At 72.1% G+C, this 17,151-nt stretch carries 14 protein-coding genes; 10 read left to right on the top strand and 4 right to left on the bottom strand.

Annotated elements, in window-relative coordinates; all coding sequences use genetic code 11:
- Position 1 precedes the first annotated feature (1 nt).
- The 4 genes from AC1DQF_RS10395 to rlmN all read left to right on the top strand — a co-directional run bounded on the left by AC1DQF_RS10395 (position 2) and on the right by rlmN (position 5,323).
- Complete coding sequence (locus AC1DQF_RS10395; protein ID WP_477525151.1) at positions 2-364, top strand: hypothetical protein; 363 nt, start codon at positions 2-4, stop codon at positions 362-364.
- Between the two features lie 452 nt (positions 365-816).
- Positions 817-2,334 (top strand): glycerol kinase GlpK, encoded by a 1,518-nt coding sequence (gene glpK, locus AC1DQF_RS10400; protein ID WP_477525152.1) that lies wholly within the window; start codon positions 817-819, stop codon positions 2,332-2,334.
- 75 nt (positions 2,335-2,409) lie between these two features.
- Positions 2,410-4,125 carry a glycerol-3-phosphate dehydrogenase/oxidase gene (locus AC1DQF_RS10405; protein WP_477525153.1) on the top strand — a complete coding sequence of 572 codons (1,716 nt, stop codon included), beginning with the start codon at positions 2,410-2,412 and terminating at the stop codon, positions 4,123-4,125.
- Between the two features lie 61 nt (positions 4,126-4,186).
- Positions 4,187-5,323, top strand: a complete 1,137-nt coding sequence (gene rlmN / locus AC1DQF_RS10410) for a dual-specificity RNA methyltransferase RlmN (RefSeq protein ID WP_477525154.1) — start codon at positions 4,187-4,189, stop codon at positions 5,321-5,323.
- A gap of 11 nt (positions 5,324-5,334) precedes the next feature.
- Here rlmN and AC1DQF_RS10415 read toward each other — a convergent pair whose 3' ends face one another.
- Both AC1DQF_RS10415 and AC1DQF_RS10420 read right to left on the bottom strand, forming a co-directional pair.
- Positions 5,335-6,438, bottom strand: a complete 1,104-nt coding sequence (locus AC1DQF_RS10415; RefSeq protein WP_477525155.1) for an LOG family protein — start codon at positions 6,436-6,438, stop codon at positions 5,335-5,337.
- Positions 6,439-6,483: 45 nt separating this feature from the next.
- Positions 6,484-7,377, bottom strand: a complete 894-nt coding sequence (locus tag AC1DQF_RS10420) for a serine protein kinase RIO (protein WP_477525156.1) — start codon at positions 7,375-7,377, stop codon at positions 6,484-6,486.
- Positions 7,378-7,560: 183 nt separating this feature from the next.
- Between AC1DQF_RS10420 and AC1DQF_RS10425 the strand changes: the two genes are divergently transcribed.
- The 6 genes from AC1DQF_RS10425 to AC1DQF_RS10450 are packed head-to-tail and all read left to right on the top strand — an operon-like array spanning position 7,561 to position 14,120.
- Entirely contained in the window at positions 7,561-8,988 is a 1,428-nt protein-coding gene (locus tag AC1DQF_RS10425; protein ID WP_477525157.1) for a M1 family metallopeptidase, read from the top strand.
- Complete coding sequence (locus AC1DQF_RS10430; RefSeq protein ID WP_477525158.1) at positions 8,985-9,623, top strand: AMP-binding protein; 639 nt, start codon at positions 8,985-8,987, stop codon at positions 9,621-9,623. Before AC1DQF_RS10425 ends, AC1DQF_RS10430 begins: the two co-directional genes overlap by 4 nt.
- Positions 9,596-10,744: a 1-deoxy-D-xylulose-5-phosphate reductoisomerase gene (gene dxr / locus AC1DQF_RS10435; protein WP_477525159.1), complete on the top strand. Its 1,149-nt coding sequence runs from the start codon at positions 9,596-9,598 to the stop codon at positions 10,742-10,744. The genes AC1DQF_RS10430 and dxr overlap by 28 nt, the downstream gene beginning before the upstream one ends.
- Entirely contained in the window at positions 10,741-12,099 is a 1,359-nt protein-coding gene (locus tag AC1DQF_RS10440; RefSeq protein WP_477525160.1) for a M50 family metallopeptidase, read from the top strand. The genes dxr and AC1DQF_RS10440 overlap by 4 nt, the downstream gene beginning before the upstream one ends.
- Before the next feature lie 30 nt (positions 12,100-12,129).
- Positions 12,130-13,293: a flavodoxin-dependent (E)-4-hydroxy-3-methylbut-2-enyl-diphosphate synthase gene (ispG, locus tag AC1DQF_RS10445; RefSeq protein WP_477525161.1), complete on the top strand. Its 1,164-nt coding sequence runs from the start codon at positions 12,130-12,132 to the stop codon at positions 13,291-13,293.
- Complete coding sequence (locus AC1DQF_RS10450; protein WP_477525162.1) at positions 13,293-14,120, top strand: transglutaminase-like domain-containing protein; 828 nt, start codon at positions 13,293-13,295, stop codon at positions 14,118-14,120. Before ispG ends, AC1DQF_RS10450 begins: the two co-directional genes overlap by 1 nt.
- Before the next feature lie 99 nt (positions 14,121-14,219).
- Here AC1DQF_RS10450 and AC1DQF_RS10455 read toward each other — a convergent pair whose 3' ends face one another.
- Positions 14,220-15,173: a transglutaminase family protein gene (locus AC1DQF_RS10455; protein ID WP_477525163.1), complete on the bottom strand. Its 954-nt coding sequence runs from the start codon at positions 15,171-15,173 to the stop codon at positions 14,220-14,222.
- Positions 15,170-17,151 (bottom strand): circularly permuted type 2 ATP-grasp protein (locus AC1DQF_RS10460; RefSeq protein ID WP_477525164.1); only part of this gene is annotated, 1,982 nt, incomplete at its 5' end. The genes AC1DQF_RS10455 and AC1DQF_RS10460, both read right to left, overlap by 4 nt.

Genomic DNA, 17,151 nt, shown 5'->3' on the forward strand with positions numbered 1-17,151 from the left:
CATGAGCACCCCGGAGACGACCGAGACACAGCCCCGGGTCGAGCCGACGGTCGAGGGTGGCTGGTGGCACCGCAGCCACCCGACCTTCGCCGGGATCACCGGCTTCTTCGCCGGCATGCTGTTCGTCACCGCGCTGCCGGGCGGCTTCGCCGGACTGCTGCGCCTGGCGTTCTCCTACGAGCGCGCCCAGCAGCTGTTCCCCTTCGTGCTGATCGCCCTGGTCGTGCCGATCGTGCTGCTCTCGCAGCGCAAGACGCGCCGCTTCGCCATCTTCATGGTGATCGGCATGGTGGTCACCGCGCTGGTGGTCCTCGGCGTGACGTCGCTGGTCCTCTACTTCATGGTCCAGTACGACGTGAAGTGAGGGCGGGCGGTCGGCTCAGGCCTCCGCCGCCCACCGCAGCGTGCTCTCCACAGCGCGGGTCCACTCCGCCCGGCCGCGTCGGCGCGACGCTCGCTCATCTGGGGATCCCACACCGCTGCGCGCCGCCAGGTGGCGCGCAGGCCCTCCAGGTCCGGCCAGTAGCCGACGGCGAGCCCGGCGGCGTACGCCGCGCCCGGGGACACCGACGACGACGCCCTGCGCGACCAGAACGGCGATCTCTACGTCTGGCTCCCGATCGTCGCCCCCATCATCGGAGACTCGTGTGTGGCGTCCTCTGCAAGGTGCTGATCGGATGGCACCTGACGCCCACGGAGGAGGATGAGGTCGTCGTGAGTGAGCCCGTGACGGAGCCGACCACCCAGCGCTGAACCCAGCCGGCGGCACCGCCCGCCCCCAGCAGACCGCCCATCCACAGGACGAAGGAGCACACCATGGCCGAGTACGTCGGAGCAGTCGACCAAGGCACCACCAGCACCCGCTTCATGATCTTCGACCACGCCGGTGAGGAGGTCGCCCGCCACCAGCTCGAGCACGAGCAGGTGATGCCCCAGGCCGGGTGGGTGGAGCACGACCCGGTGGAGATCTGGGAGCGCACCAGCTCGGTGATCCAGACGGCGCTGCGCAAGGCCGAGTTGGGCCACGAGGACCTCGCCGCCGTGGGGATCACCAACCAGCGCGAGACGGCGGTCGTGTGGGACAAGCGCACCGGCCGGCCGGTCTACAACGCGATCGTGTGGCAGGACACCCGCACCGACCGCATCGCCTCCAAGCTCGAGCGGGACGGTCACGGGGACCTGATCCGCCAGCGCGCCGGGCTGCCGCCGGCGACGTACTTCTCGGGGGCCAAGATCCAGTGGATCCTCGAGAACGTCGACGGGGTGCGCGAGTCCGCGGAGAAGGGCGACGTCATCTTCGGCACGACCGACTCCTGGCTGATCTGGAACCTCACCGGTGGGGTCGACGGGGGTGTGCACGTCACCGACGTCACCAACGCCAGCCGCACGATGCTGATGGACCTCGAGACGTGCGAGTGGGACGACGAGCTCATCGCCCTCTTCGACATCCCCCGGGCCATGCTCCCCGAGATCAAGTCCTCGAGCTGCCCGGAGGGCTACGGCACGACCCGCGCCGACGGGCCGTTCCGCGGCGAGGTGCCGCTGACCGGCATCCTCGGCGACCAGCAGGCCGCCACCGTCGGCCAGGTCTGCTTCGAGCCGGGGGAGGCCAAGAACACGTACGGCACCGGCAACTTCATGCTGCTCAACACCGGCACCGAGCTGGTGCGCTCCAAGAACGGCCTGCTCACCACGGTCTGCTACCGCTTCGGCGACGACGCGCCGGTCTACGCGCTGGAGGGCTCCATCGCCGTCACCGGCTCGGCGGTCCAGTGGCTGCGTGACCAGCTCGGCATCATCTCCGGTGCGTCGCAGAGCGAGTCGCTCGCCCGGCAGGTGGAGGACAACGGCGGCGTCTACTTCGTGCCCGCGTTCTCCGGCCTGTTCGCCCCCTACTGGCGCTCGGACGCACGGGGCGCGATCGTCGGCCTGTCGCGCTACAACACCAACGCCCACGTGGCGCGGGCGACCCTCGAGGCCATCTGCTACCAGAGTCGCGACGTCGCCGACGCGATGGAGCAGGACTCCGGGGTCAAGCTCGAGGTGCTGAAGGTCGACGGCGGCGTGACGGCCAACGAGCTGTGCATGCAGATCCAGGCCGACGTGCTCGGCGTCGAGGTCAGCCGGCCGGTCGTGGCCGAGACCACCTGCCTGGGCGCGGCCTACGCCGCGGGCCTGGCGGTCGGGTTCTGGGAGAACACCGACGAGCTGCGCAAGAACTGGAACGAGGGCAAGCGGTGGTCCCCGCAGTGGGACGAGGAGCAGCGCTCCGCCGGTCACGCGCAGTGGAAGAAAGCCGTCAGCAGGACGTTGGACTGGGTGGACGTCGACTGAGCCGGTCGACCCTCACGCCCCACCGCGCTCCGGCGCGTGATCCACCCGTAGACCCCCCCCGAGAGAGGCACCACCATGAGAGCCGTCCCGTTGTCCCCCGAGTCCCGCGCGGCGTCCCTGCACGCCATGGCCACCGAGCAGCTCGACGTCCTGGTGATCGGCGGGGGCGTGGTGGGCGGGGGTGCCGCCCTGGATGCCGCGACCCGGGGTCTGCGGGTGGGGCTGGTCGAGGCGCGCGACTTCGCGTCGGGCACCTCGAGCAGGTCGAGCAAGCTCATCCACGGCGGACTGCGCTACCTGGAGATGCTCGACTTCGGGCTGGTGGCGGAGGCGTTGAAGGAGCGTGGGCTGCTCATCCAGGAGCTCGCTCCGCACCTGGTGCGGCCGGTGCCGTTCCTCTACCCGCTGCGCCACCGCGTGTGGGAGCGGCTGTACGCCGGCTCCGGCGTCGCCCTGTACGACGCGATGGCCCGCGTGTCGGGGCGCGCCGGCGTGCCCCTGCACAAGCACCTGACCCGGCGAGGAGCCCGGCGGTTGGTGCCGTCGCTCCGCAAGGACGCGTTGGTCGGCGCGCTGCACTACTACGACGCCCAGGTCGACGACGCCCGGCACACCATGTTCCTGTCCCGCACCGCGGCGGCGTACGGCGCCCACGTGGCCTCGCGGGCACGCGTCGTCGAGCTCACGCGCGAGGGGGAGCGGGTCACCGGCGCCGTGGTACGCGACCTCGAGACGGGCGACACCATCACGGTGCGCGCCCGGCAGGTCATCAACGCGACCGGCGTGTGGACCGACGAGACCCAGTCGCTGGGCGGGCAGCGGGGCTCGTTCAAGGTGCGGGCCAGCAAGGGCGTCCACCTCGTGGTGCCCAAGGACCGGATCCGCTCGGAGGTCGGGCTCATCCTGCGCACCGAGAAGTCCGTGCTCTTCGTCATCCCGTGGGGGCGGCACTGGATCATCGGCACCACCGACACCGACTGGGAGCTCGACAAGGCGCACCCGGCCGCCAGCGAGGCCGACATCGACTACCTGCTGGAGCACGTCAACGCGGTGCTCGAGCAGCCGCTGACCCGCGACGACGTCGAGGGTGTCTACGCCGGGCTGCGGCCGTTGCTCGAGGGCGAGTCCGACGCGACCTCCAAGCTGTCGCGCGAGCACGCGGTCGGGCACCCCGCGCCCGGGCTCGTGGTGGTTGCCGGCGGCAAGTACACGACCTACCGGGTGATGGCCAAGGACGTCGTCGACGAGGCGGTCTACGGGCTGGAGGAGATCGACCGCCGGGTGCCGGCGTCGATCACCGAGAAGGTGCCGCTGCTGGGCGCCGACGGCTACCACGCGCTGTGGAACGCCCGGCACCGACTGTCCTCGGACACCGGGCTGCACGACGTGTGGATCGAGCACCTCCTGCAGCGCTACGGCACGCTCGTCCACGAGCTGCTCGCCCTCGTGGAGGCCGACCCGTCCCTGGGGGAGCCGCTGACCGGCGCCGAGGACTACCTGCGGGTCGAGGTCGTCTACGCCGCCAGCCACGAGGGAGCCCGGCACCTGGACGACGTGCTGACGCGGCGTACCCGCATCTCGATCGAGACCTTCGACCGCGGCCTGGGCGCGATGGAGGAGGCCGCCGCGCTGGTGGCCCCCGTGCTCGGATGGAGCGAGGCGCAGGTGGCGCTCGAGGTCGAGCACTACCGGGCCCGGGTGAAGGCCGAGCGGGAGAGCCAGGTGCAGCCCGACGACGAGACCGCAGACGCGGCCCGCCTCGGAGCCGCCGACGTGGTGCCGCTCACATGACGACGCCGCGGTGGACGGGCATTGGCCCGGGTCGGCCCGTCGGTGGGAGACTCGGGGCCTGATGTCTGCTCCCGAGACCGAACCCATCAAGACCCTGCCCCTCGTCTTCAACGAGCCGCGGGGTCGCAAGAAGCCGCCGCGCCACCTCGCCGACCTCGACGAGGCGGGCCGCAAGGACCTGCTGACCGAGATGGGCCTGCCCGGCTTCCGGGCCAAGCAGCTGTCCACGCACTACTTCGGTCGCCTCGTCGACGACCCCGCGGAGATGACCGACCTCCCGGCCACCCAGCGCGACGAGCTGGTGGCCGCGCTGCTGCCCCACCTGATGACGCCGCTGCGCACCCAGGAGGCCGACAAGGGGACCACCCGCAAGACGCTGTGGAAGCTCTTCGACGGCGCGCTCGTCGAGTCGGTGCTGATGCGCTACCCCGACCGCGCCACCGTCTGCGTGTCCAGCCAGGCGGGCTGCGGGATGGCCTGCCCCTTCTGCGCCACCGGCCAGGGCGGGCTCCAGCGCAACATGTCCACCGCCGAGATCGTCGAGCAGGTCGTCGCCGGCGCCCGGTCGATGGCCCGGGGCGAGGTGCCCGGCGGTCCCGGTCGCGTCTCCAACGTCGTCTTCATGGGGATGGGGGAGCCGCTGGCCAACTACAAGGCCGTCATCGGCGCCGTACGCCGCCTCACCGACCCCGCACCCGCCGGCCTCGGCATGAGCGCCCGCGGCATCACCGTCTCCACCGTCGGCCTGGTGCCGCGGATCAACCAGCTGACCGAGGAGGGCATCCCGGTCACCCTTGCGCTGAGCCTGCACGCCCCCGACGACGAGCTGCGCAACGAGCTGGTGCCGATCAACACCCGCTTCTCGGTCGCCGAGACCGTCGAGGCGGCCTGGAACTACGCCCGGGTCACCAAGCGCCGCGTCTCCATCGAGTACGCCATGATGCGCGGCATCAACGACCAGGCCGAGCGTGCCGACCTGCTGGGAGACGTCCTCAACTCGTACGGCGACTGGGGCTGGGTGCACGTCAACCTGATCCCGCTCAACCCGACGCCCGGCTCGAAATGGACGGCCAGTGACCCCAAGGACGAGCGCGAGTTCGTCCGCCGGCTCGAGGCCAAGGGCATCCCCACCACCGTCCGCGACACCCGCGGGCGCGAGATCGACGGGGCCTGCGGGCAGCTCGCCGCCGAGGCCTGACCGCGCGGAGCCTAGGCGTACGACGCGACGAGGTCGGCGGCCTCGGGCACTGTGTCCACGAGGTGCACGTGCTGCTCCATGGCCCGTCCCCGCGCCAGCGTCTCGAGCAGCGGCCACGCCGGCACGGTGTCCGTCCAGTGCTCGCGCCCGACCAGCACCATCGGGGCGATCGAGGACTCGTCGGCGTAGTAGTTCTCGCAGGCGTCCTGGAAGATCTCCTGCACGGTCCCGCCGGCGCCGGGGAGGAACACGATCCCCGCGGTGCACACCTCCAGCAGCACCGCCTCGCGGGTGGCGTTGCGGAAGTACTTCGCGATGGCGGTGGCGAAGGGGTTCGGCGGCTCGTGGCCGTAGTGCCACGTGGGGATGCCGAGCGACTCGACGGGATCGGTCACCCCGTCGACCACCGTGAACGCCGCGTCCGCCCACGCCCCGACGTCCGGCGTGAAGGACGGCACCGTGGCCAGTACCTCCAGCGCCGCGTCGAGGGTCTCGGAGCCCGAGGCGGACAGCAGGGCACCGAGGTTGGCGGCCTCCATGGCGCCGGGACCACCGCCGGTGGCCACCGTCACCGCCGACCCCACGGCCTGCCCGAGCCGCGCGGCGTCGGCGTACCCCGCGGAGCCGCGCTCGAGCGCGTGACCGCCCATCACACCCAGGATCCGCCGTCCGGCGATCCAGACCGCGAGGGCCTGGTCGATGGCGTGGTCGTGCAGGGCCCGGGCGAGGGCCTCCTCCTGGGAGGCTGCCCCGCGCTCGGCGCGACGCTGGGACCAGGCGTAGGCCCGGGCGTCGAGGGAGGCGCCGTAGCGGGGCGTGTCGTAGAGGTCGCGGGGCGCGTAGAGCGTCGTGCGGTAGGTGTCGACCGGGCTGGCGGCCAGGTCGGGGAGCACCACCCCGCCGCGGCGGCGTACCGCATCCTCGTCCCCGTCGGCGARGGTGCAGCCGAGGAAGAGGGCCGAGGCCACCGAACGCGACAGCAGGACGCTGGCGCGCTCGGTGAGGTCGACGCCCACGATCCGCCAGCCCTCCAGCGACCGGGCGCCGCGGGCCAGCCGGGCGTCGAGGTCGGGGAGGGTGGTGATGTCGACGATGCGTCCGTGGGTGCGCCTCACGGGGCAAGCCAACCAGCCGCTCCACCGGCCCCGGCACCGGGTTGCTCAGAACGCGTGGGCCATCAGCTCCCCGAACAGCTCCTGCTCGTCCACCTCGAGCCCGCGTGCCCGGAACCACTGGCACATGTTGGCGCAGTCGCGGAGCAGGAAGTCCATCCCGCGGGGGTTGCCGACCAGGTCCACGATCTGCGGGAGGTCGATGATGACGAGGCGCTCACCGGCGGCGAGCGTGTTGTACGGCGAGAGGTCGCCGTGCACGACCCCCGCCTGCGCCATGGTGGCCAGCGCGTCCCGCAGCTGCTCGTAGTAGTGCTCGAGCAACAAACGTTCGGGGCGGACCTGCGCGAGCCTCGGCGCGGTCTGGACCTCGCCGTCGACCACGTGGGTGATCCACTCCATCATGATCTCGGCCTCGTCGACCTGCACCGGGTAGGGGACCGGCACGCCGAGCTCCCAGAGCCGGCGCAGCGCACCCCACTCGGACCCGGCCCACTCGCCGGCGGCGACGATGCGTCCCCACGTCGACTTGCGCTTGAGGGCGCGGTTGTCGCGGGACCGCTTCATCGAGCGGCCCTCGGTGTAGGACGCCGCCCGGTGGAAGGTGCGGTGGTCGGTGTCGCGGTAGCGCTTGGCCGCCATCACCACCCCGTCCTCGGGCCGGTGCGGGTCGGCACGCTCGACCAGGAAGACGTCGGCCTCCTTGCCGGTCTTGAGGATGCCGAGGTCGGTGTCGATCGCGCCGCTGGAGGTGACCACCCAGTCCGGGCGCGGTTCGGGACCCTTCATCAGGGCCTCGAGGTCGTCCCAGGGCGACCAGCGCTGCCCGGGCGGCAGCTCGTCGGCGTAGCCGGCGTACTCGAAGACGAACCGGTCGTCGAGGCCGGCTCGGGGGTCAGTGGTGCTGGGGGTGAGGAAGTCCTCGGGAAAGTCGTGCGTCATCTGTGCTCCGTGCGTGAGGAAGTCGGTCTGGGGACAGGCCGGGGACAGTCGTCGTCATGTCACGGCTCCTCTCGAACGGGTGGTGCGGCGGTCGGCGCCGGACGCGGCACCTCGTGGGCAAGGGTGAACGACGCCGTCCCCGCGCGCAACCGGTTTTCGACGCGGGAGCGGTACCTTGCACGGGTGACCCACACCCTTCGACGTACGACGGCCGCCTTGCTCGCCACCGTCGTGGTGGCTCCCGTCCTGCTCACCGAGGCCACCGCCTCCGGCGAGGAGTCCGCCCCGGCCGGCAGCAGCGGGATCGGCGACGCCTACTGGCCGCTCGACGGCAACGGCGGCATCGACGTCGCGTCGTACCGCATCAGGAACCGCTACGACCTCGCCACCCAGCGGCTCGAGGGTCGCACCGTCCTCGAGCTGACGGCGACGAGCGACCTGAGCAGCTTCCACCTCGACTTCCTGCTGCCGACGACGAAGGTGAGCGTGGACGGCAAGCGGGCCGACCACACGCGAACCGACAAGCACGAGCTCCGGATCACCCCGGCCGCACCGCTGGTCGCGGGCTCGACCCACCGGGTCGTGGTGTCGTACGCGGGCAACCCGGACCACGAGAAGTACGCCGGCGAGCGCAACTGGCTGGCCAACGACCGCGAGGTCGTGGCGATGAACCAGCCGCACATGGCGCCGTGGTGGTTCCCGGGCAACGACCACCCCAGCGACAAGGCGACCTTCGACGTCTCGACCACGGTCGATCGCGGCCACGAGGTCATCGGCAACGGCACCCTGGTCAGCAAGAAGAGGACCGAGCGGACGGTCACGTGGCGCTGGCGCGCCGAGGACCCGATGGCCACCTACCTCGCGTTCTTCGCCGCCGGCGACTTCGAGGTCGAGCGCGGCACCACCCACGGGATCTCGTGGGTCAACGCCGTCTCCCGCCTCCAGGACGACCGCCAGCGGGCCGCATCGCTCCGCGCCCTGCGCACGAGCGCGTCGGTCGTGCACGGTCTCTCCGAGGACCTCGGGGCCTACCCGTTCGAGGTGACCGGCGGGCTCAGCACCGGCCTCCCGGTGGGCTTCGCGCTGGAGAACCAGACCCGTCCGACGTACCCCACGCTCGGTGGTCCCGCCGAGGGCCTCATCGTCCACGAGCTCGCGCACCAGTGGTTCGGCGACGACGTGGCCGTGGCCCGCTGGAGCGACATCTGGCTCAACGAGGGCGCCGCGACCTTCATGGAGTGGCGCTGGACCGAGCGCAAGGGCACCCGCAGCGCCGCCGACATCCTGCGCGGCTCCTACGACGGCCGCGACGCCGCGGACCCCTTCTGGGAGGTCACCATCGGCGACCCGGGCAGGGACCTGATCTTCGACGACGCCGTCTACGAGCGCGGCGCGATGACGCTGCAGGCCCTGCGGCAGCGGATCGGCGACGACGCGTTCTGGACGCTGGTGCGCACCTGGCTGCAGCAGCGGAGCGGCGCCAACGGCAGCACCCAGGACTTCGAGGCCCTCGCCGCCACGACCAGCGGGCAGGACCTCACGTCGTTCTTCACCGCGTGGCTGCGCACGCCGAGCAAGCCGGCCCGGACGGCCGACAACGGACTGGCATGACCGACAGCACCATCGACTGGTTCCGCAAGCCGGGCACCCGGGGGGACGACGACCCCGGCACCCTGAACGCCTGCTACAACGCGCTCGACCGGCACGTCATCCGCGGACGGGCCGAGGACGTCGCCCTCGTCCTGGATGCGCGTTCGTGGACGTACGCCGACCTGCTCACCGAGGTGGGGGCGCTCGCGGGCGCACTGCGCGCGTTCGGCACGGCGGCGGGCGACCGGATCGCCGTGAGCCCCCTGCCGTCCCTCGAGGGAGTCGTGGTGACCCTCGCCGCGGCCCGGCTCGGAGCGGTCGTGGAGCACGTCGACGACCTCGCCCCGCACGTGGCTGCGGCGAAGGTCCTGGTCTCATGCACCGACCCCGCCCTGGACACGGGTGACGTCCCGGTCCTCACCGTCGACGACAGCACCGAGCTGTCCTGGACGATGGTGATGCGCGCGGGCCGCACCGACCCGGCAGGCTGCGCCGACGTCGCCGGCGACGCCGTGCTCGTCCGGGTGGGGGAGTCGGAGCTGCGGGTCCTCGACGCGCTCGCGGGCGAGGACCTCCAGGCCCCACCGGGCGCCACGGTGATCGACGTGGGCGGCCTTCGCCTGTGGTCGTGCGCCACACCGGAGGTGACGTCGTGAAGCGCCGCGACGTCGTCGTGCTCGGGTCCACCGGGTCCATCGGCACCCAGGCCCTCGACCTGGTGCGGGCCCACCCCGACCGCTTCCGGGTGGTCGCCCTGACCGCCGGCGGGTCGAACCCCGATCTCTTCGAGCAGCAGGTCGCCGAGTTCGCGCCGGCATACTCCGGGCTGGGGGAGCAGGCCTCCACCGAGGCCGCCGCCCTGCCGTGCGACGTGGTGCTCAACGGCATCACCGGTGCCGTCGGCCTGCGCCCCACGCTGGCCGCCCTCGACGCCGGCACCACGCTGGCACTGGCCAACAAGGAGTCGCTGATCATCGGTGGCCCCCTGGTCCGCGACCGTGCCCGGCCCGGCCAGATCGTGCCGGTGGACTCCGAGCACAGCGCGATCGCGCAGAGCCTGCGCGCCGGGACCACCGCCGAGGTACGCCGCCTGGTGCTGACCGCGAGCGGAGGTCCGTTCCGCGGCCGGTCCCGCGAGCAGCTCGCCGAGGTGACCCCCGAGCAGGCGCTGGCCCACCCCAACTTCGCGATGGGCAAGGTCATCACCACCAACTCCGCGACCCTGGTCAACAAGGGCCTCGAGGTGATCGAGGCGCACCTGCTCTTCGACGTCCCGTTCGAGCGGATCGACGTGGTCGTGCACCCGCAGCAGCTGATCCACTCGATGGTGGAGTTCGTCGACGGGGCCGTGGTGGCCCAGCTCGGGCTGCCCACGATGCTCGTCCCCATCTCGCTGGGGATGGGCTGGCCCGACCGGGTGCCCGACGCCGAGACCCCGATCGACTGGACGAAGGCCGCCGACTGGCGATTCGAGCCCCTCGCCGACGACGTCTTCCCCGCGGTCCGGCTCGCCCGCGAGGCAGGGGAGCGTGGCTCGACGGCGCCCGCGGTCTACAACGCGGCCAACGAGGTCTGCGTGGAGGCCTTCCACGACGGACGGATCGCCTTCACCGACATCGTCGACACGGTTGCCCGGGTGCTCGCCCACCACGACGTACCCTCGAAGGAGCACCTCAGCGTCGAGGACGTCCTGGCGGCCGACGCCTGGGCCCGCGACGAGGCGGCCCGCACCATTCCTGACACCGACGTACCCAGACACACCGACGGAGAACCGTGACCCCGCTGTACTACACGCTCGGCGTGCTGATCTTCGTCCTCGCGATCCTCGCGTCGATCGGCCTGCACGAGTTCGGGCACCTCATCCCCGCCAAGAAGTTCGGCGGCAAGGTGACCCAGTGGTTCGTGGGCTTCGGCCCGACGGTCTTCAGCCGCAGGGTCGGCGAGACCGAGTACGGCGTCAAGGCGATCCCGCTCGGCGGCTACGTCAAGATCGTCGGCATGCTCCCGCCCGGCAAGGGCGAGGAGACCGTGGTCGACGAGCACGGCGAGACCCTCGTCCGGCAGTCCAACACCGGCATGTTCACCCAGCTCATCTCCGACGCCCGCGCGGCGGAGTGGGAGCACGTGAAGCCCGAGGACACAGACCGGCTGTTCTACAAGTTCAAGTCCTGGCAGAAGGTCGTCGTGATGGCCGGCGGCCCGACCGTCAACCTCGCGATCGCCTTCTTCCTCTTCTGGGGCGTCTTCGCCACGGTCGGCCAGGTCGTCGACGCGAAGGTCGAGCCGAAGGTCGCCGAGGTGATCCCGTGCATCGTGCCCGCGAGCCAGGACGGTCGCGCCTGCACCGCCGAGGAGCTCCGGGACAACCCGAGCCCGGCCGCCGCGGCGGGCCTCGAGGCCGGCGACGAGTTCGTCAGCTTCAACGGCACCCCGGTCACAGGATGGGACCAGGTCCAGCAGGCGATCCGCGACAACGGCGACCGCACCGCCACCATCGTGGTCGAGCGCGACGGCACGCAGGTGACGCTCCAGGCCACCACCCAGGTCCAGCCCCGCCCGCTGGACTCCGCCTCGCCCGAGGACCTGACCCCGGTCGGCTTCCTCGGCGTGATGCCGGTCGCGACGCCCGTCTACGAGACCGGCGGTCCCGTCTACACCCTCCAGCAGATGGGGCGCATGACGGTCGACACCGTCCAGGCGCTCGTCCACCTCCCGGTCAAGGTCTGGGGTGTCGCCCGCGCCATCGTGGGCCTCGAGGAGCGGGACCCCTACGGCCCGGTCAGCGTGGTCGGCGGTGGTCGGCTCGCCGGCGAGGTCGCGTCGGCCGACGAGACGACCTTCCCGATGAAGGACAAGATCGTCTCCCTGGTCATGCTGGTGGCCGGCTTCAACCTCTTCATCGGGCTGTTCAACTTCATCCCGCTGCTTCCGCTCGACGGCGGCCACATCGCCGGCGCGCTGTGGGAGGCGACCCGACGCCGGCTCGCGCGGCTGCGCGGTCGCCCAGACCCCGGCTACGTCGACGTCGCCAAGCTGCTGCCGATCGCCTACGTCGTGGGCGCCGCGATGCTCGTCATGGGCATGGTGCTCATCGTCGGTGACCTGGTCGTGCCCCTCCACCTGGACGCCTGACCGGGACCCTCCCCCCAGTACGCTGGCGCCATGACCTCCGTCGGCTCCGCCATTGGCCTGGGCATGCCCGCACTGCCCCCTCCGGTCCTCAGCCCACGGCGCCCCACCCGCCAGATCAAGGTCGGCTCGGTCGGCGTCGGCAGCGACAGCCCGATCTCGGTGCAGTCGATGACGACCACGCTCACCTCCGACGTCAACAGCACCCTGCAGCAGATCGCCGAGCTCACCGCGACCGGCTGCGACATCGTGCGCGTCGCGTGCCCCAGCCAGGACGACGCCGACGCCCTGCCCGAGATCGCGCAGCACTCGCAGATCCCGGTCATCGCCGACATCCACTTCCAGCCCAAGTACGTCTTCGCGGCCATCGACGCCGGGTGTGCGGCCGTCCGCGTCAACCCGGGCAACATCCGCAAGTTCGACGACCAGGTCAAGGAGATCGCCCGGGCCGCCAAGGACCGCGGCACCTCGATCCGGATCGGCGTCAACGCCGGCTCCCTCGACAAGAGGATCATGGACAAGTACGGCAAGGCGACGCCCGAGGCGCTCGTCGAGTCCGCGGTCTGGGAGGCGAGCCTCTTCGAGGAGCACGACTTCCATGACTTCAAGATCTCGGTCAAGCACAACGACCCGGTCGTCATGGTGCGGGCCTACGAGCTGCTCGCCGYGGCCGGCGACTGGCCCCTGCACCTCGGCGTCACCGAGGCCGGTCCCGCCTTCCAGGGCACCATCAAGTCCAGTGTGGCCTTCGGCCACCTGCTCAGCCAGGGCATCGGCGACACCATCCGCGTCTCGCTGAGCGCCCCGCCGGTCGAGGAGGTCAAGGTCGGCCTCCAGATCCTGGAGTCGCTCAATCTCAAGCCCCGTCGCCTCGAGATCGTGTCCTGCCCGAGCTGCGGTCGCGCCCAGGTGGACGTCTACAAGCTCGCCGAGGAGGTCACCGCCGGCCTCGAGGGCATGGAGGTGCCACTGCGCGTCGCCGTCATGGGCTGTGTCGTCAACGGTCCCGGGGAGGCCCGCGAGGCCGACCTCGGTGTCGCGTCCGGCAACGGCAAGGGCCAGATCTTCGTCAAGGGCGAGGTCATCAAGACGGTGCCGGAGTCGCAGATCGTGGAGACGCTCATCGAGGAGGCGCTGCGGCTCGCCGAGGGCATGGAGCCGGTGGACGGCGCCGAGGCCAGCGTCAGCGTCAGCTGATGCAGCACCAGGAGATACAGCACCAGGAGATACAGCGGAGGGTCGGCAGCCGGATCGACCTGACCATCGGGGCTCCGGCCGACCTGGTGTTCTCGGTCGCCGTGTCCGGCGAGCTCGAGCCCACCGAGGAGACGCTCACCGTCACCGTCGACGACCGGCCGGTGGAGACCACCGAGATCCTCGACGGCACCACCCGTCTGCACCGCGTTCCGTCAGCCCCGGTCGGACAGCTGCGGCTCGCGTACGACGCCGTGGTCCCGCACGCCGAGCCGACCGGCCCGGTCACCGACCTGGAGGCCATCGTCTTCACCCGGCCGAGCCGCTACTGCGACTCCGACCGGCTCTCCCCGGTCGCGCATTCCTACTTCGGYGAGCTCGACGGCGAGGAGCTGGTGCAGGCGGTCGTCTCGTGGGCGCTCACCCACATCACCTACGCGCCCGGCAGCAGCGGGCCCGTCGACGGCGCGTTGGACACCTACGTGAGCCGCCGCGGCGTGTGCCGTGACACCTCGCAGCTGGTCATCACCTTCCTGCGGGCCCTCGGGGTGCCGTCGCGGTTGGTCAGCGTCTACGCGCCGGGTCTCGTGCCGATGGACTTCCACGCGGTCACCGAGGTCGCGATCGACGGCCAGTGGTACGTCGTCGACGGCACGGGCCTGGCGCCCCGCTCCTCCCTCGTGCGGATCGCCACCGGTCGCGACGCCGCCGACACGGCGTTCCTGACCGTCAACTCCGGTCGCACGACGATGGGCCCGATGACCGTCTCCGCGACCGCCGACCCCGGCCTGCCGTCCGACGACGGGCTGGCGCTGACCCGCCTCCGCTGAGGGGGTCGGGTCGGCCGGTGCGACCTGAGTCACCGGGTGACTCAGCTCCCRGCGTCCGGTGCGCCTGTCCGAGCGGTGCGACCTGAGTCACGGGGTGACTCAGGTCGCAGCGTCCGTCCCGGTGCCTTCGCGGGCCGCTACGGAGGGGAGCCGGACGACGTCGACGCCCACGTCGAGCGACGAGCCGCCCGACTCGGTGAAGATGACGCCCTTGAGCGGCGAGACGTCGCGGAAGTCGCGACCCCAGGCCGTGACGACGTACCGCGAGTCGGCCAGGTGGTCGTTGGTCGGGTCCAGGTCCACCCAGGCGCCGCCGGGCATCATCACCGACGCCCAGGCGTGGGAGGCGTCCGAGCCCTCGAGCCTGGGCCTGCCGGGCGGGGGAGCGGTCTCGAGGTAGCCGCTGACGTACCGCCCCGGCAGCCCGACCGCACGCAGGCAGCCCAGGGCCAGGTGGGTGAAGTCCTGGCACACGCCCCGCCGCAGCGCGAGCAGCTCGGGGAGCGTGGTCCGCACGTTCGTGACGCCGGAGGTGTAGGTGAAGTCCTCGAAGATCGCGTGCGTCAGCCCGACGATCGCCTGCCCCAGCGGGGTGGTGGGGCCGAGGACGCGGCGGGCGTAGTCGCGGACGCTGTCGTCGACGGCCACCAGCCGCGACGGCAGGAGGTACGACGCGTGGTCGACCGGGTCAGCGTCCTCGGCGAGCGCGGTGACCGCCTCCTCGACCGTCCAGGCATCGAGCGCGTCCAGGTCGACCTGCGGCCAGTCCACGTCGAGCACGCTCGTCTTGGTGACCTCGAGCACGCGGTGCGGGGTGCGCACCTCGACGTAGAACGACCGGTTGCCGAAGTGGTCGGTGTGCTCGCTGACCAGGTCCGGCTCGGGGGAGATGGAGACGTCGTTGCTGACGACCCGCTGGGTCGGCGTCGGTCGCGGGCCCAGGAAGCCGCGCTCGTAGCAGGACGTCACGTCGGCGCCGTCGTAGGTGTAGGTCGTGCGGTGCCGGACCTCGTAGCGGCGCGGCGTGAAGTCGTCGGGACCCTGGCGGCTCATCCGCGACCGCCCCACTGCCCGAGCAGCACCCGCGAGGTGGGCTTGCGACCGAAGTAGCGGCTGCCCAGCTCGCCGGACAGGGCGCGCAGCGTGCCGCCCACGGTGTCGAGGGCATCGCCGAGCGCGGCGCGGTCGCCCGCGCACAGCTCGTCGAGGTCGAGGGACGTGAGCACCGCGGACAGCTCCTCGCTCCGGTCGACCAGGCCGGTGTCGCCGGCCAGCCGGAGCGCGTCGCCCAGCCGTGCGACCTGGAAGGCGACCGACCGGGGGTTGCCCGCGTCGAGCAGCAGCAACGAGGTGGCCGAGTGCAGCGGCCACGCCGGGCCCTCCCCGGACGTCGTCCGGCGTCGGTGGGTGATGATGCTCTCGCTCGCCTCGAGCACGGACTCGGTCACCTGCCCGTCGATGACGGGCGGCCGCTCGGAGATCAGCGTCGCCCGCAGCAGCGCCACCGTGAGCTGGGCGCGCTCGACGCGGATGCCGCCGTCCAGGAAGCCCCACGTCTGGTCGCGCACCATGCTCTCGTGCACGACGCCGGCCACCGCGAGCAGCGACTCGAGGACGTTGTCGAGCTGCGGACGCAGCTGCGCGCGGGGCGAGGGCGTCCGCTCGAGGGTCCGGTCGAGACGGCTGAGGATGTGCCAGATGTCCTGGGACAGCTGGTCGCGGACGCTCTCGGCCGCCATCACGAGGCGGTGGCAGGCGTGGGCGACCGTCCCGGGACGGGCGGCGTCGCCGACCATCGCGCGCAGGTGGTCGACGGGTCCCTGGCCCTCGACGGGCGGCACCCCGGTGAGGGCCGCGGCGGCCTGCACCATCACCTCCATGGTCATGGCGCCGGGCGTGCCGGGCCGCCCGGCGTGGTCCTCGGCGAGGTCGTCGGCGACCCGCAGCAGGCGCGCGGTGCCCTCGGCCCGCTCGGCGTACCGGCCCACCCAGAAGAGGTTGTCGGCGACGCGCGGCGAGACCGCGACCCGGCGCTGGAGGCGCACCAGGGTGGGCTGGGCCTCGGGTGTGGTGGCGCCCCAGCCACGGACGCCGGCGGGGTCGTCGGAGAGCACCCAGACGTCCTTGGCCAGCGCACCGCTCATGCTGGAGACCAGCGACGAGGAGGCATCGGTGTTGACGCGCGCCAGGCCGCCGGGCATGACGTGGTGACGCTCGGTGTCGGTGACGCCGAAGGTGCGCAGCACGAGCCGGCCGGGGGCGAGCCCACCCGGGGTCACCACCGGCGCCGTGGACATCGCCACCGGCTCCTGGCCGACCCACGCCCACGGCTGCGCCTCGACCTGGCGCCGCAGGTCGTCGCGACCGGCGGCGTCCAGCGTCCAGCCGAAGCGCGCCGACAGGACCGGCCCCCGGGCGACGGGCTTGACGACGAGACGCTCGAGATTGGCCAGCACGTGGGAGCGGGCGACGGCATCGCCGCACCACCACGTGCTCGCCGAGGGCAGCAGCAGGTCCTCGCCGAGGAGCCGGTTCGCCACGTCGGGGAGGAAGGCCACCAGGCCGGCGTTCTCCAGCACGCCCGCACCCAGCGGGTTGGCCAGCCGCACCGCACCGCGGCGCGTCGCCTCGAGGAGGCCGGCGATGCCGAGCTGGGAGTCGGGCCGCAGCTCGAGGGGGTCGCAGAAGTCGGCGTCGACGCGGCGCAGCACCACGTCGACCTCCTCGCGGCGGGTGGTGCTGCGGATCCACAGGCGGCCGTCGCGGACGCTGAGGTCGTCGGCCTCCACCAGCGGGAAGCCGAGCAGGGTCGCCAGGAACCCCTGGTCGTACGCCGTCTCGGAGCCCGAGCCGGGGGAGAGCAGCACGACGCGCGGCATCTCGACGTCGACGGGGGCGGCACTGCCCAGGGCGGTCGCCATCGTGTGGAACCAGCCGCGCAGTCGCTCCAGGGAGGCGTCGCGGTGCACGTCGGCCAGGACCCGGCTCGTGACCCGGCGGTTGGCCATCGCGTAGCCCGCGCCCGAGGGGG

The organism is Nocardioides sp. P4_G4, assembly GCF_056401085.1.

Coding starts and splice junctions, on each gene's coding strand:
- AC1DQF_RS10395 (WP_477525151.1), top strand. CDS start 2: ATGAGCACCCCGGAGACGACCGAGACACAGCCCCGGGTCGAGCCGACG.
- glpK (WP_477525152.1), top strand. CDS start 817: ATGGCCGAGTACGTCGGAGCAGTCGACCAAGGCACCACCAGCACCCGC.
- AC1DQF_RS10430 (WP_477525158.1), top strand. CDS start 8,985: ATGACCGACAGCACCATCGACTGGTTCCGCAAGCCGGGCACCCGGGGG.
- rlmN (WP_477525154.1), top strand. CDS start 4,187: ATGTCTGCTCCCGAGACCGAACCCATCAAGACCCTGCCCCTCGTCTTC.
- AC1DQF_RS10455 (WP_477525163.1), bottom strand. CDS start 15,173: ATGAGCCGCCAGGGTCCCGACGACTTCACGCCGCGCCGCTACGAGGTC.
- AC1DQF_RS10405 (WP_477525153.1), top strand. CDS start 2,410: ATGAGAGCCGTCCCGTTGTCCCCCGAGTCCCGCGCGGCGTCCCTGCAC.
- AC1DQF_RS10420 (WP_477525156.1), bottom strand. CDS start 7,377: ATGACGCACGACTTTCCCGAGGACTTCCTCACCCCCAGCACCACTGAC.